Annotated in this window: 16 protein-coding genes; 2 read left to right on the top strand and 14 right to left on the bottom strand. The window is 31.0% G+C overall.

From position 1 onward, the window contains the following. Positions 1-5: 5 nt before the first annotated feature. The 9 genes from hisG to SR63_RS07590 all read right to left on the bottom strand — a co-directional run bounded on the left by hisG (position 6) and on the right by SR63_RS07590 (position 5,275). Positions 6-905: an ATP phosphoribosyltransferase gene (gene hisG / locus SR63_RS07630; RefSeq protein ID WP_002866577.1), complete on the bottom strand. Its 900-nt coding sequence runs from the start codon at positions 903-905 to the stop codon at positions 6-8. 174 nt (positions 906-1,079) lie between these two features. Next, the gene (gene rplQ, locus SR63_RS07625) at positions 1,080-1,433 is read right to left on the bottom strand and encodes a 50S ribosomal protein L17 (protein WP_002851332.1); all 354 of its coding nucleotides are present in this window, start codon (positions 1,431-1,433) and stop codon (positions 1,080-1,082) included. A gap of 3 nt (positions 1,434-1,436) precedes the next feature. Beyond that, entirely contained in the window at positions 1,437-2,450 is a 1,014-nt protein-coding gene (locus SR63_RS07620) for a DNA-directed RNA polymerase subunit alpha (protein WP_002855748.1), read from the bottom strand. A gap of 12 nt (positions 2,451-2,462) precedes the next feature. Next, the gene (rpsD, locus tag SR63_RS07615) at positions 2,463-3,089 is read right to left on the bottom strand and encodes a 30S ribosomal protein S4 (RefSeq protein WP_002856574.1); all 627 of its coding nucleotides are present in this window, start codon (positions 3,087-3,089) and stop codon (positions 2,463-2,465) included. A 27-nt stretch (positions 3,090-3,116) separates the two neighbouring features. After that, positions 3,117-3,509: a 30S ribosomal protein S11 gene (gene rpsK / locus SR63_RS07610; protein WP_002779544.1), complete on the bottom strand. Its 393-nt coding sequence runs from the start codon at positions 3,507-3,509 to the stop codon at positions 3,117-3,119. Between the two features lie 9 nt (positions 3,510-3,518). Next, positions 3,519-3,884 carry a 30S ribosomal protein S13 gene (rpsM, locus tag SR63_RS07605; protein ID WP_002800121.1) on the bottom strand — a complete coding sequence of 122 codons (366 nt, stop codon included), beginning with the start codon at positions 3,882-3,884 and terminating at the stop codon, positions 3,519-3,521. Positions 3,885-3,886: 2 nt separating this feature from the next. After that, positions 3,887-4,000 (bottom strand): 50S ribosomal protein L36, encoded by a 114-nt coding sequence (gene rpmJ / locus SR63_RS07600; protein ID WP_002781429.1) that lies wholly within the window; start codon positions 3,998-4,000, stop codon positions 3,887-3,889. A gap of 171 nt (positions 4,001-4,171) precedes the next feature. Continuing rightward, positions 4,172-4,390: a translation initiation factor IF-1 gene (gene infA, locus SR63_RS07595; protein WP_002781436.1), complete on the bottom strand. Its 219-nt coding sequence runs from the start codon at positions 4,388-4,390 to the stop codon at positions 4,172-4,174. An 87-nt stretch (positions 4,391-4,477) separates the two neighbouring features. Continuing rightward, positions 4,478-5,275, bottom strand: a complete 798-nt coding sequence (locus SR63_RS07590) for an MBL fold metallo-hydrolase (protein ID WP_002866876.1) — start codon at positions 5,273-5,275, stop codon at positions 4,478-4,480. Between the two features lie 96 nt (positions 5,276-5,371). Between SR63_RS07590 and SR63_RS07585 the strand changes: the two genes are divergently transcribed. Together SR63_RS07585 and SR63_RS07580 are read left to right on the top strand one after the other, a co-directional pair. After that, positions 5,372-6,667 carry an MFS transporter gene (locus SR63_RS07585; protein WP_002866875.1) on the top strand — a complete coding sequence of 432 codons (1,296 nt, stop codon included), beginning with the start codon at positions 5,372-5,374 and terminating at the stop codon, positions 6,665-6,667. Between the two features lie 49 nt (positions 6,668-6,716). Then, positions 6,717-8,348, top strand: coding sequence for a multidrug ABC transporter permease/ATP-binding protein (locus tag SR63_RS07580; RefSeq protein ID WP_002866874.1), 1,632 nt, complete (start codon positions 6,717-6,719; stop codon positions 8,346-8,348). Between the two features lie 19 nt (positions 8,349-8,367). On the opposite strand, the gene cgb is transcribed toward SR63_RS07580, so the two are convergent. From cgb to SR63_RS07555, 5 genes are all read right to left on the bottom strand, one after another. Continuing rightward, complete coding sequence (cgb, locus tag SR63_RS07575) at positions 8,368-8,790, bottom strand: single-domain globin Cgb (protein WP_002866873.1); 423 nt, start codon at positions 8,788-8,790, stop codon at positions 8,368-8,370. Positions 8,791-8,856: 66 nt separating this feature from the next. Further along, positions 8,857-9,414, bottom strand: a complete 558-nt coding sequence (locus tag SR63_RS07570) for a molecular chaperone (protein ID WP_002877556.1) — start codon at positions 9,412-9,414, stop codon at positions 8,857-8,859. Further along, positions 9,414-10,280: a dimethyl sulfoxide reductase anchor subunit family protein gene (locus SR63_RS07565; RefSeq protein WP_147498417.1), complete on the bottom strand. Its 867-nt coding sequence runs from the start codon at positions 10,278-10,280 to the stop codon at positions 9,414-9,416. Before SR63_RS07565 ends, SR63_RS07570 begins: the two co-directional genes overlap by 1 nt. Beyond that, positions 10,267-10,923, bottom strand: coding sequence for a DMSO/selenate family reductase complex B subunit (locus tag SR63_RS07560; protein ID WP_002866871.1), 657 nt, complete (start codon positions 10,921-10,923; stop codon positions 10,267-10,269). The genes SR63_RS07565 and SR63_RS07560 overlap by 14 nt, the downstream gene beginning before the upstream one ends. A gap of 10 nt (positions 10,924-10,933) precedes the next feature. After that, on the bottom strand, positions 10,934-13,297 hold the full coding sequence (locus SR63_RS07555; RefSeq protein ID WP_002866870.1) for a DMSO/selenate family reductase complex A subunit: 2,364 nt from the start codon (positions 13,295-13,297) through the stop codon (positions 10,934-10,936). Positions 13,298-13,575: the final 278 nt, after the last annotated feature.

Raw genomic sequence — 13,575 nt, 5'->3', positions numbered from 1 at the left:
TTTACTCACTTTAACATTTTTTCTATAGGCAGAACTAAAATCGAACTCGCACCTTCTTCTTTTAAAGCCTCCATAGTTTCCCAAAAAAGATTTTCTTTACTTACCATATGTAAAGCTACATTTTTTTCATCGTGTGCTAAAGGTAAGATAGTCGGTCTTTCAACTCCTGGAAGCAGAGCTTGAATTTTATCAAGCTTTTCTTTTGGAGCATGAAGCATAATGTATTTAGATTCTCTTGCTTGCATTACTCCTGCTACACGCAACATAATTTTATCCACTAAGGCTTGTTTTTCTTTACTTAAAGCATTTTCTTTTTGAATCAAACAAGCACGAGATTCATAAATGACTTTAACTTCTTTAAGATTATTTGCTTGTAAAGTTGCTCCACTTGAAACAAGATCGCAAATTGCATCGGCTAAATTTGCCCTAGGGGCTACTTCAACAGAACCTGTAAGCATACAATTTTTATAATTAATCCCATTTTCTTTCATAAAACGCTTTAAAAGTTGTGGATAAGAAGTAGCTATCCTTAAGCCTTCAAAATCTTTCAAATTTTGAAATTTATTTTCTTGAGGTAAGGCAAGAGAAAGACGGCAATATCCAAAATCTAGCTTTTTTAAAAGCTTATAACTTGGATTTTCTCCTAAAGACTGGCGTTCAAGTTCATTTTCTTCTAAAACATTTTCCCCTATAATACCTAAATCTACAACACCATCAAAAATAAGCCCAGGGATATCATCATCTCTAACGCGTAAAATATCTATGGGTAAATTTGTAGAAAAAGCGATCAAACTTTGTTCATGGATATGCATTTTAACACCACATTCTGAAAGAAGCTCTATGGATTCTTTTGAAAGTCTACCTGATTTTTGTATCGCAATGCGTAAACGAGTGTTTTCTTGCATAACATATCCTTGAAATTAAAAATTAAAAACTTAATATTAGCATAAGTAGTTGAATTTTTAGCAAGGGTTTTGAAAAATAAATAAATTTAATTTTATTTAAAATAATTATTTAAAACTTTTTATTTTTTAGGGTATTTAATTGAAGTATTAATCCTAGCAAAAGCTAGGATTTGATTAAGCTACAAATTCGATGAAAGCCATTTCAGCAGCATCACCACGGCGAATTCTTGTTTTGATGATTCTTGTATATCCACCATTGCGATCTTTGAATTTTGGAGCAATTTCAGTTACTAGCTTATTAGTAGCATTTTTATCTTGTAATGAAGCAAAAACTGCTCTATGAGCGTTAAAATCTCCAAGTCTTGCTCTAGTAATCAATCTTTCTACATAACCTCTTAATTCTTTAGCTTTTGGTAGAGTAGTTTCGATTTTTCCGCTATTTACTAAAGCTATAGTTAAATTTTTTAATAAGGCAGCACGATGAGATGAAGTTCTGCCAAGTTTTCTATATCCATGTTTATGTCTCATTCTTTATCCTTCGTTTTGTGCTTTTAATTCTGCGATTTTATTTTTAAGTATTTCTTTATTATCGCTAAGCTTAGAAGTTCCCACAGGAAAACCTATGCTTTCCATGATGTTTTTAATTTCATCAAGAGATTTTTTACCTAAATTCTTAAGCCCTGCAAGTTCACTTACACTCATCAAAGCAAGCTCACCTATGTAAACTACTCCTGCTTTTTCAAGACAATTATAACTTCTAGCACTTAAATTTAAATCTGTAATGTTTTGTAATAATTTAGTATTTTCTAGTTCATTGCTTGTTGCTTGATTTTTAATTACGCTTCTAACATTGGTAATTTTATCAAATACTGATAATTGTTTATACATAGCTTCTAGAGCATTTTGAAAAGCTTCATTTGGAGTGATTTGTCCGTCGGTTGTTACGGTTAAAACCACTTTTTCATAATCAGGATTATCTTCAAATAAAACTTTTTCAATATCATAGGTTGCTTCTCTTACAGGTGTAAAGAAAGCATCTAAAGCTATAAATTTAGGATCATTTATAAGCTCTTTAATTTCTTCGCTTGGTACATAGCCAATACCTTTTTCAACGATTAATGTGAATTTGAGTTCAGCATCTTCGTTGATAGTTGCTAGATAGGCGTCTTTATTTACTACTTCTACTTGATCATTATTTAGATCTTTGCCGTAAATTTCTTTTGAGCCTTTAAAGCTAAATTCTACTATTTCTTTATTTGATTCGCCTTTAATTTTAAAGCGTAGTTTTTTTAGATTAATGATAAAAAGTGCTACATCTTCAAGCATACCACGCATGCTATCAAATTCATGAGCTACGCCATCAATATGGATCGCAGTTGGAGCATATCCTATGGTGCTAGTGTAAAGCAAACGGCGTAAAGGATGGGCTAGGGTGATTCCATAGCCGATCTCAAAAGGCCAAGCACTGATTTTAGCCACAGTATCACTAATGTTTTCTATTGTAAATTCTGTTGGCGTATAAGCAGATGTTGTAATATTTCTCATATTTAGCCCCTATTACTTAGAGTAAAGCTCAACGATAAATCTTTCCTCAACCGGAATGACAACTTCTTCTCTCTCAGGTTTTCTTGTGAAAATTCCAAATCTCTTATCTTTTTCAACATCAACCCAAGCAACGATTCCAGTTTGTGCTGTAAGTTCGATAGCTCTTGTTATTTGTGGATTGTTTTTGCTTTTTTCGATAATTTCGATTTTAGCACCTGCTTCTACTCTAAAGCTAGGAATATCCACTCTTTTACCATTTACTAAAACATGTCCATGTGTTACAAGTTGTCTTGCAAAACGACGTGTTGTAGCAAAACCCATTCTATATACCACATTGTCTAATCTTTGTTCTAAAAGTTGGATAAGTAATACCCCTGTATTTCCTTCTCTTCTTGCTGCTTCAGCAAATAAACGACGGAATTGCTTTTCGCTTACTCCATACATAAATTTAGCTTTTTGCTTTTCTCTTAATTGAAGTCCATACTCACTAATTTTACCTTTTCTTGCTCCGTGTTGTCCTGGTGCATAAGGGCGTTTATCTAGTGCACTTTTGCCAGCTAGTCTTCTTTCTCCTTTTAATGCTAAGCTAACACCAAAGCGTCTTTCTAATTTTTCTACTGGTCCTCTATATCTTGCCATAATATTCTCCTAAATTTTTCTTATATCTTAGACACGACGACGCTTAGGCGGTCTGCAACCATTGTGAGCTAATGGAGTGATATCTTTTAAGAAAGTTACTTTGATTCCTTCCATAGCACCTACACTCTTAACAGCAGTTTCTCTACCGCTTCCTGGTCCTTGTACTTTAATGCCTACTTCTTTAATTCCGTGTTCTTTTGCTTTATTTAAAGCGTCTTCTACTGCTTGTTGTGCTGCATAAGGAGTTGATTTTTTAGAACCTTTAAATCCCAAACCACCTGCACTACTCCAAGCGATAGCATTTCCCATTTCATCAGTTACTGTAACCATAGTATTGTTAAAAGTCGCACTGATATAAACAATACCTTTTGCTATATTTTTTTTAACTACTTTTTTCTTTACGATTTTTCTTTTTGCCATGATTTATCCTTATGATTTTGCACCAACAGTTTTTCTCTTACCTTTTCTAGTTCTTGCGTTTGTTTTTGTTTTTTGTCCGCGAACTGGTAAGCCTTTTCTGTGTCTTAAACCTCTAAAGCTTCCTAAATCCATAAGTGCTTTAATATCCATAGCAACTTGTTTTCTCAAATCCCCTTCAACCATATAGTTTTCTTGAATTTCTTTACGGATAGCTGCTGCTTCATCTTCACTTAACTCATGAACTCTTTTATCATAAGAAATTCCTACTTTATCTAGAATTTTTCTTGAAGTGAAAAGTCCTATACCATAAATATAGGTTAGTCCATACTCAATTCTTTTTTTCTTTGGTAAATCCACACCTGCAATACGAGCCATGTTTATCCTTGTCTTTGTTTATGTTTTGGATTTTCGCAAATAATGCGAACCACGCCTTTACGGCGAACTACTTTGCACTTGTCGCACATCTTTTTAACCGATGGTCTCACTTTCATGAGCGTCTCCTTGAATGAATTCCACTTGATTTACGACTACATCAGGTTTTATGAATAACCAACTATTTTCAAAATAAGTGGTGGATTTTAAAAATACTTCTTCATATAGTTCGATGTAATTTGTCGCAAAAACTCTAATTTTATCTAAAATTAGCTTTTAAATAACTTAGATTATTTATATCTAAAAGTTATACGCCCTTTATCAAGGCTATAAGGTGTAAGTTCTACTTTTACTTTATCACCTGGCATTATTCTTATATAATGCATACGCATTTTTCCTGCAATATGACATAAAATTACATGTTTGTTGTCAAGTTCAACCTTGAAATTTGCATTAGGCAATGCTTCAAGTACGGTGCCATCAATTTCAATTACATCATCTTTTGCCAAAATTTTCTCCTTTCATGAAATAAAAAGGCTATAATTTTAGCAAAAATTATTAAAATTTTTACTTAATTTTTAGTAATTTTTAAGTAATTAATCTAAAAATTTAGGCTCAATAAAAGGCACATGAGTCCCTATAACTTTGAGTTTTCTTTCTTTAAATTCTTTAAGTAGTTTTTCCCTTGTTTGTATAGCCTCATTTTGATCTATATCAAATTTTATAGCGATTTTAGGTTTTGGGATTTGTATATCATAAAGATGAAGTAAATCTCCCCAAAAGACTATTTTATCATCAATTATGATAGCATTTTGACCTGGGGTATGTCCATAAGCAGGTATGGCTTTAATGCCTGAATTTTGAAAGATCAAATCTTTAGAGTGGTTAATAAATTCTATATTTTTAAGTTTAAGCAAGGTGTTTTTAATTTCTTGTCTATCGCTTTTGATCCAAAAATCATATTCTTTTTTATCGATTAAAATTTGAGCTTTTGGAAAAAGATTTTCTTCGCTCATTAAAGCTCCTATATGATCAGGATGTGCATGTGTTAAGATAATATGAGTGATATCTTTAAAATCGGTTTTGTGGGTATGCAATTTTTCTTTTAATGTGTCAATAGTATCTAAAAACCCTGTGTCTATTAAAGCATTAAAATTTGGATTTTTTATCAGAGCAATATTATGCTCATTTCTTTTGATTTTTGTGCGAGTTTTTTCTATAAAATTCTTATCTTCATCGTTTTGCGGCACTAAAAAAGAAAATAATAAATTTAAAAATTCATCATCAGATTGTTTAAGTGAGATTATATGGGTTTGATTTGAACTTTTGCTTGTGGTTTTTTCTTCTAAAAAATAAAGATTGGTTTTTAAAAGGGTGGTTATAAAATTAAACATATTTATCCTTTTTATCCTTAAATTTTTTAGATAATATTTTGGAAATGATTATAGTATAATAAAAACAATGTTTTTAAAATTTAAGGTAATTAATCAATGAGAAAATCAAAATTTGGAACAAAGGAAATTAAGATCTTAGGACTTTCTTCACTAGGAGGAACTTTAGAATTTTATGATTTTATTATTTTTGTCTTTTTTGCTGAATATATAGCTAATGTATTTTTTCCTAAAGATATGAGTGAATTTTGGGCTTTATTAAATACTTATGGAGCATTTGCAGCTGGATATTTAGCACGTCCTTTAGGTGGTATAGTTATGGCACATTTTGGAGATAAATTTGGGCGTAAAAATATGTTTATGCTAAGTATTTTACTAATGGTTCTTCCTACCTTTGTCTTAGCTTTTATTCCAGGTTATGAAACTCTTGGGTTTTTAGCTCCTGTTTTATTGATACTTATAAGAATTTTTCAAGGCATAGCTATAGGTGGAGAATTGCCTGGAGCTTGGGTTTTTGTAAGAGAACATTGTCAAGAAAAACAAAAAGCTTTCTTTTTAAGCTGTTTAAATTCAGCTATGGCTTTAGGAATTTTGTTAGGAAGTATAGTATTTTTAATCATTAATGCTTTTTTTAGTATAGAAGAAATTGCTGCTTATGCATGGCGTATTGCTTTTTTTGTAGGTGGAATTTTTGGGATTATTTCTATTTATTTGCGTAGATTTTTGCAAGAAACTCCTGTTTTTAAACAAATGAAAAAAGAATCATCACTTAGTTCTTTTCCACTTAGAGATTTATTTAAAGAAAAGGATATTGTAAAAAATTTATTTTCATCAATGATGATGACTTGGGTTTTAACAGGTTGTGTTATTGTGCTTGTTTTATTGATGCCTAAATTTATGCCTAGTATTTTAAATTTAAGTGGGGTTGAAGGAAGTTATTTACAGATATTAGGAATTTTGGGAATAGCTTTAGGCGGGGCTTTTATGGGTTATCTTGTAGATAAATTTGGTTTATTTAAAATTTGCATTTTCTTTTCTTTAACTTTTGTATTTTTTTCTTTTTTATATTTTTATGCTTTATATGAGCTTAAAAATTTGGTTTTGGTGTGTATTTTGTATTCGATTGTTTGTTTTTTAGGTGGGATTAATGTGTTTGCGCCTATTTTAATGAGTGAAGTTTTTAGAGCTAAAATAAGATTTTCAGGAATTTCTTTTTCTTATAATATTGCTTATGCAATTTCAGGCGGTATTACTCCGCAACTCGTTTTTTGGCTTAATACACTGGCGAGTAAAAATGAAAATCCATTTTTATATGGTATGAGTATATATATGATTTTTTTAGCGTTATTGGCTATTTGTGCTGTTTTTATAGTAAAAGATAAAATAAAATTTTGATAATCACTCTTAAAATGTTATAATTAAAATTATATTTTGGAGTTTATAAATGCCTTTTATTATCGAATTACTTAAGCAAAATAAATTAAAGTTGATTTCTTTTTTGCTTTTTTCTTTTATTACAAGTGCTGTTGGAGTTTTAACTCTTGTTTTTATCAATGATTATTTGCTTAAAAATGCACAAAATATTCCTATTTTTTATTTTATTGTTTTGCTTTTGATATTTTTTATAAGTTCTACCATAGTTGAACTTGGACTTAGTATTTTTGGACAAAATTTTATTTTTAAAATGCAAAGGCGCGTAGTAAAGCAGATCTTAGACACCCCTTTGTTAAGAGTGGCTAAAGTAGGTAAGGCTAGAATTTTAGCTTCTTTGGGAAGTGATGTGAGAAATATATCTTTTGGGCTTTTAAGATTGCCTGATTTTTTACAATCAAGTATATTGATTTTATGCACTAGTGTTTATTTATGTTATCTTTCACCACAAATTTTTGTTTTGTGTGTGGTATGGATTATGGTTATTTTTATTACTAATAATTTTTTGATGATGAAAGTATATCAGTATTTTAGAAAGGCAAGGGAAAATGATGATGCTTTGCAAAATAATTACCAAAATATACTAGATGGACATAAAGAACTTTTGATCAATCGTGACAGAGCCAAGCTTTACTATGAAGATGAATTTGAAAATAATGCAAGATTGAAAAAGAAAAATAGTACTTTAGGCAATCTTTTTAACAATCTCTCAAACAACTGGACAAATGTAACTCTTTTGGCTTTAGTGGGTGTAGAGTTTTACTTAGCTTTAAAATTTGAATGGGCAAGTGTTGCAGATGCTACAACTATAGCTCTTTCTATTTTGTTTTTACGAACCCCTTTAGTATCTATGATAGGATCTTTTCCTACTTTGCTTTTGGCAAAAATTGCTTTAGATAAGATCGCAAAATTGGAATTAGATGATTATATAGAAGGTTTTAAAAAAACACATTATATTAGCGAATGGAAAAAAATTTCTTTTAGAAATACTCAATTTGCTTATGAAGAAAATTTTCACTTAAATCCTGTAAATATAGAACTTAAAAAAGGTGAATTGGTATTTTTAATAGGTAAAAATGGAAGTGGTAAATCCACTTTTTGTATGCTTTTGACAGGACTTTTTAAGCCAAGCAAAGGCGGAATTTATGTTGATGATACGCTTATAGATGATAAAAAGTTAGATGAGTATAGATCTCTTATTTCTGCTGTTTTTAGCGATTTTCATCTTTTTACTAAAACCTTAAATAAAGAAAATTTTGCAAGCGAAGAAAAAATTGCTTTTTGGTTGGAGTTTTTAGAACTTAAAGATAAAACAAGTGTCAAAGATAATGAACTGACCTTAACCAAACTTTCTACAGGGCAAAAAAAGCGTTTAGCTATGCTTATAGCCTTGCTTGAAGAAAGGGATATTTTGGTGCTTGATGAATGGGCGGCTGATCAAGATCCTGTTTTTAGAAGATTTTTTTATAAAAAACTTTTACCTTTGCTAAAAGAGCAAGGTAAAACAATCTTTGCTATCACACATGATGATGCATATTTTGATAGTGCTGATAGAATTTTCTTGGCTCAAAATGGTGAAATCAGCGAATTAAAGGGTGAGAATATAAAGGAATTAGCTAAAAATTTAGTAGAAAAATTTGATTAAAGCCCAAAATGGGCTTATATTATTTATCATAGAGCTTTTTTTCTATATCGATATAAAATTCAGCAATTTTACTATAAGCAACTTCCCAAGCTTTAAGAGTGGCTTCATCAGGATTTAAAAGATTTTTAATAGCCTTTAAAAGGCAAGCTCCAACTATAGGATAATGCTCTTCTTTAACCCCTAAATTAACATGAGTTATGGCAACTTTATCAACAAAGCTTCTCATATTTTCCAAATTTTCTATGTTTTTGGCTGCCATTAAAATCGCCATCGCTAAAGCTTTTGGTTGTTCTCCTGAAATTTGTTTTTCCATATTAAACATAGGTTTTACCTCAGGATAATCATTAAACATTATTTTATAAAACTCATTGGTTAAATCCTCTCCATTTTTTTGCAAAATAGGCACACAATCTTTGATGATTTGAATTTGTTCTTTTGTCATAATTTCTCCTTTTTGTTGTAAAAGAGATATTTTATATCTTAAAAAGGAGAAAAAAATTGACCTGTGTTAAAATTTTGTATTTAGTTGATTGAAAAAATCTTGCATTAACATTGTTAATGCTTTATAAAAATGTGTTTTAGCTTTATTGATAACATCAAAACTCCACATATTAAACCAAGTAAAAAATTCTTCTTTTAAGAATTTTTGCAAAGTTATATCATCTTGTTTTTTGATTAAAAAACTAATAAATAATAATTCATTTATCAAGCTATCTGCAGGTTCTTCATTAAAAAAAGAAAAAAAGTTATTTTGCGCAAAAATTTGCTTAACTTTATCAGAATTATCTGAATAAATTTCTTTATTTTCATCAAGATAAAAAGAAGCAAAAGGCGGTGCTTTTACATAATCAACATCGCTTAAAAACAAAGATGTAAAATCACTTGCTATTAATTTATCATCTTCGTTTGAAGATGATAAAAGCTTTAAAGCGGTGCATTGTAATTTGCTATTATTTTTTAAAAACCAATTTTGCCAGAATTCTTCTTTTTTAAGTTTTTCTAGCAAAAAATGATTAGGTGGATTTTGCAAAAAATTGATAAATATATCTATTGCCAATTTTTGCATCAAGAATGTCCCAACATGATTTGAGTACTTATAAGTCCATAAAATAGCATTCTAGTGGTAAACACCCCTAAAAATGCACAAAGTAGGGCAAAATAAGCAAAAAATTTACTTTTAAATTTTTCATGTAAATAATTATGCAAATACCAAGTAACAATCCCAAGTCCTAAGAATGCAAAAGAAAGCGATATAAACCAATCATAGGTTCCACCTAAAAGTTCAAAAGGATTTACAAGCCCCATAATCCAAGTTTGTCCTACATGTAGGGTTTGTAAAACTATAGCAGTGCTTAAAAGCCCTATGCCTATAAGTCCTGTAAAAAATGACATTTTTCTTTCATGTTCGCTATTTTCAAAAAAACAATAATAAACAATAGCACCTAAAAATATAGCACTAGCAAAAAAATAAAGCAAAGTGATCTTAAAATCCCAAGTAGGTACACTTTCTTGCATGGAGCCATAAGCTCCACTCATAAAGAAAAGTCCTAAAATTCCACATATTAGCGTAAGATAAAACACCCAATTTGAAGTTTTTAGATAAAGCAAAAAGCCCAAAGCACACACAAGAGATACAAATAAAATTTCATTATTCATCCAGCCTATGTGCCATTCATTGTTTGCATAAAAAACACCCATTCTATTTAATACATTAAAAATATGTGTAATATCATTTAAATGAAAAAATGAAGGGATAAAAGCAACCATCATTGCAATTCCTAAGGCTAATCCAAAAGACTTTAAATTTGCATAATTTTTGCAACCATTTATAAATGCAGGTGCATAAACCAAACTAAGTCCAATTACAGCTTGTGCTAAAATAGTAAATAATACCAAAGGCATTTCGCTTAAAATGTGATTAAATGATGTCATTTTTAACTCCTTGGTAGTTTTGAGGTAGATGAAAAATCGCACTTTTATTACCTGAAGGCAAACTATGTTTTTCAGGCACTATACATAAATTTGGATGCGTGATAGAAGCATCAGGTAAAGGTGTGATAGAGGCTAAATTTCCATGTTCTTCTCTCAGTTTTGTTATATCGCCTGCTTTTAATGCTCTAAAAGGACAAGAGTCCACGCAAATTGGATTTTTACCTTCTTTTAATCTCTCATAACACCCATCGCATTTGCTCATATGACCACTTTCATGGTTAAATTGAGGTGCGCCATAAGGACATGCCATAGCACAAGCTTTGCAGCCTATACACATACTATCATCGATTGCTACTATTCCCCATTTTATTTTCATTGTTGCACCAGTTGGACAAGCTTTAAGACAAGATGGATTAGAACAATGATTGCAAGAAATAGAAGTGTAGTAAGCAAAAACACTTTGCTCAAAACTCCCATCTTCTTTAGCTGTCCAATTTCCCCCTTCAGTCTCAAACACACGGCGAAAATTAACTCCCACAGGCATGTTTTTATAATCCTTGCAAGAAAGTGAGCAAGTCCTACAGCCTACGCATTTGCTTTGATCTAGCATAAAACCAAATTGTGAATTTTCTTCTAATTTCATCTTTTTCTCCTTAAACTTTTGCAATTTCAACTAAAATAGAATGTTGTCCATTTCCTTTAGAAATAGCAGTTGGTACTATACTTGCCAAAGAATTCACACAAGTTCCCACATCGATACCATTTTCATATTTTGCCCATGCACCTTGTGGGGTTACTGCACAACCTGGTATGATTTTTGGAGTAACTTTTGCTATGCCTTGTATGATTCCTAAGTCATTTCTTACTTGCACCACATCGCCCGTTTTGATACTTCTTTGCTCTGCATCTATGGTATTTATCCAAATTTCTTGTGGATTAGCTTCTCTAATTTGTGGAATTTCCCAAAAGCTAGAATGTGTTCTACCTTTGTAGTGATAGCCAAAAAATTGCAAAGGATACTTTTGTTTTAATGGATCCAAAATCCCTTCTCTTTGGCTTTCAAAAACAGGAATAGGCACTATTTGTTGTCCTTCTTTTAATTTCCAAGTTTTTTGCATTTGTGCGAGTTTTGTGCTATAAATTTCTATCTTTCCGCTAGGAGTTTTTAAAGGATTATTGATAGGATCTTTTATAAAACTTTGTAATGCCACTACAGGTTTTACAGGCTCAAATTTTACAAGTCCTTTTTCGCACATTTCTTCAAAACTAGGCAAAAGTGGATTTTTTTTCATACTTTCTTCATAAAGGTATTTTAGCCAATCTTTTTGTGTTCTTCCTTCGCTAAATTCTTTTTCTATGCTAAGTCTTTTAGCAAGTTCAAGACACATTTCATAAATAGGTTTTGCTTCACCAACTGGCTCGATAGCTTTTTGACAATAAATAATATAAGGCTTATTGCTATAATATCCTGCGCTAGGTCTTATAAAATCTTCTTGCTCTAGCATAGTTGCATCAGGTAAGATATAATCTGCGTAGTTATTTGACGGAGTTCTAGTTACATTAACATCTACTATACACTCACACAAATTCTCATCGCTTAAAATATCATGCACTTCTTTAATGGTGCTGTGCTGATTTGTAAGACAATTTCCTGCTGTATTGAAAATAAATTTGATATTTTGTTTTAATTGTGTTGTGCCACGCACCCCATCACTAATATCTGTCATTTCTTTTCCGCGATAAATAGCGTCTGTAAATAAAAAACAAGGAATAGAATCTTTTATTGGATTTTTAAAAGGCATACCCATTATATCATATGTTTTACTTGACCCTGTTCGACATCCTGTATTTGTGCCTTCTATGCCAATATTTCCTGTAATACAAGCTAGAGTTGCTATCGCCCTTGCATTTTGTTCTCCATTTGAATGTCTTTGCACTCCCCAACCTTGTTCTATAAAACAAGGCTTTATGGTGGCAATTTCTCTTGCAAGTTGAACTATGCGGCGTGCTGGAATTTTTGTAATCTTGCTAGCCCAATTAGGAGTTTTTTCTACTCCATCGTTTAGTCCTAAAACATAGCTTTCATAGCTTGAGTTTTTGGCTGCATCTTGTGGCAGAGTATTTTCGCTAAAGCCTATGGTGTATTTATCAAGAAAAGTTCTATCAAGTAAATCTTCTTTTATCATCACATAAGTTAGCGCAGCAATCAAAGCTGCATCGGTTCCTGGTGCTATAGGTATCCACTCATCGCAATGCCCTATCATAGAATCATTGTATCTTGGGTCAATGTGAATTATTTTACATCCGCTTTCTTCTAAGGCTTTTTGATAAGCATAGCCTACTCCACCACCTCCCATTCTAGTTTCAACATGATTTGCTCCAAAAAATATAGCTAATTTTGCAGAGCGTAAAGTGTATATATCGCTAGCAGGAGATCCACCATAGAAAAAATTCATAGCATTTGAAATTTGAGCCGTAGAATAAGAATTATGATAATTTAAATAACCACCATAAAGACTTAAAAGTCTAGCCCATGGACCTTGTGTACAGCGATTGATTATTGTTCCTGTTGTTCCTGTTGCATAATTTATATAAAAGGCTTCATTGCCGTATTTTTCTTTAATTTCTTGCATTTTGGCAGAAATTTCATCAAAAGCTTGTTCCCAAGAAATAGGCATAAATTTACCTTCACCTCTTTTCCCCACTCTTTTTAATGGTTTTTTTAAGCGATTTGCATTGTAAACTTTATATCTTGAGCTTCTACCTCTAATACAGGCTCTTGCTTGACGATTATCAAAGCTATCATCACCTTCATTATCAGTACTGACATATTTAATAATTCCATCTTGAGTATGCACTTTTACAGGACATTTTGTTCCGCAATTTACATTACATCCAGCCCATTTGCTGATCAATGGTGGAGTTTTTAATAAATTTGCACTTAGACTTATAGGACTTAAGGTTAAGCCGCCAAACAAAGAACTCCATTTTAAAAAATCTCTACGATTTTGTTCCATGTTATCTCCTTACATTTATGTGACAAAAGTAATTGCGATTATAATACAAATAATAATTTTATTCAATTAAAATTAAGACTTTAAAACTCCTAAATATAGGCTTTATAATGGATTTTTCGTTTATGAATTTAACTTCAAAAAATAAAAATTTGAATAATATAATGATAAAAATTTATTAAAATAGTATTTAAATATAAATTTATAACTAAAATATAACTTTATCCCCCGTATAGGCTTGCGAGTTGAGTTTTTTTGTTTTATAATTTTGTGCGTTATTA

The organism is Campylobacter sp. 2014D-0259, assembly GCF_008000505.1.
GTDB classification, from domain to species: domain Bacteria; phylum Campylobacterota; class Campylobacteria; order Campylobacterales; family Campylobacteraceae; genus Campylobacter_D; species Campylobacter_D jejuni.
Note: the sequence above shows the minus strand (reverse complement) of the source record. Positions and strands in the feature narration are given on the sequence as shown.

What these genes read in the sequence shown, in the direction of transcription:
- cgb (WP_002866873.1), bottom strand. Translation starts at nt 8,790, where the DNA reads ATGACAAAAGAACAAATTCAAATCATCAAAGATTGTGTGCCTATTTTG.
- rpsM (WP_002800121.1), bottom strand. Translation starts at nt 3,884, where the DNA reads ATGGCTCGTATTGCAGGTGTGGATTTACCAAAGAAAAAAAGAATTGAG.
- SR63_RS07620 (WP_002855748.1), bottom strand. Translation starts at nt 2,450, where the DNA reads ATGAGAAATATTACAACATCTGCTTATACGCCAACAGAATTTACAATA.
- SR63_RS07585 (WP_002866875.1), top strand. Translation starts at nt 5,372, where the DNA reads ATGAGAAAATCAAAATTTGGAACAAAGGAAATTAAGATCTTAGGACTT.
- SR63_RS07565 (WP_147498417.1), bottom strand. Translation starts at nt 10,280, where the DNA reads ATGACATCATTTAATCACATTTTAAGCGAAATGCCTTTGGTATTATTT.
- SR63_RS07555 (WP_002866870.1), bottom strand. Translation starts at nt 13,297, where the DNA reads ATGGAACAAAATCGTAGAGATTTTTTAAAATGGAGTTCTTTGTTTGGC.
- SR63_RS07570 (WP_002877556.1), bottom strand. Translation starts at nt 9,414, where the DNA reads ATGCAAAAATTGGCAATAGATATATTTATCAATTTTTTGCAAAATCCA.
- rpmJ (WP_002781429.1), bottom strand. Translation starts at nt 4,000, where the DNA reads ATGAAAGTGAGACCATCGGTTAAAAAGATGTGCGACAAGTGCAAAGTA.
- rplQ (WP_002851332.1), bottom strand. Translation starts at nt 1,433, where the DNA reads ATGAGACATAAACATGGATATAGAAAACTTGGCAGAACTTCATCTCAT.
- SR63_RS07580 (WP_002866874.1), top strand. Translation starts at nt 6,717, where the DNA reads ATGCCTTTTATTATCGAATTACTTAAGCAAAATAAATTAAAGTTGATT.
- rpsD (WP_002856574.1), bottom strand. Translation starts at nt 3,089, where the DNA reads ATGGCAAGATATAGAGGACCAGTAGAAAAATTAGAAAGACGCTTTGGT.
- SR63_RS07590 (WP_002866876.1), bottom strand. Translation starts at nt 5,275, where the DNA reads ATGTTTAATTTTATAACCACCCTTTTAAAAACCAATCTTTATTTTTTA.
- SR63_RS07560 (WP_002866871.1), bottom strand. Translation starts at nt 10,923, where the DNA reads ATGAAATTAGAAGAAAATTCACAATTTGGTTTTATGCTAGATCAAAGC.
- rpsK (WP_002779544.1), bottom strand. Translation starts at nt 3,509, where the DNA reads ATGGCAAAAAGAAAAATCGTAAAGAAAAAAGTAGTTAAAAAAAATATA.
- hisG (WP_002866577.1), bottom strand. Translation starts at nt 905, where the DNA reads ATGCAAGAAAACACTCGTTTACGCATTGCGATACAAAAATCAGGTAGA.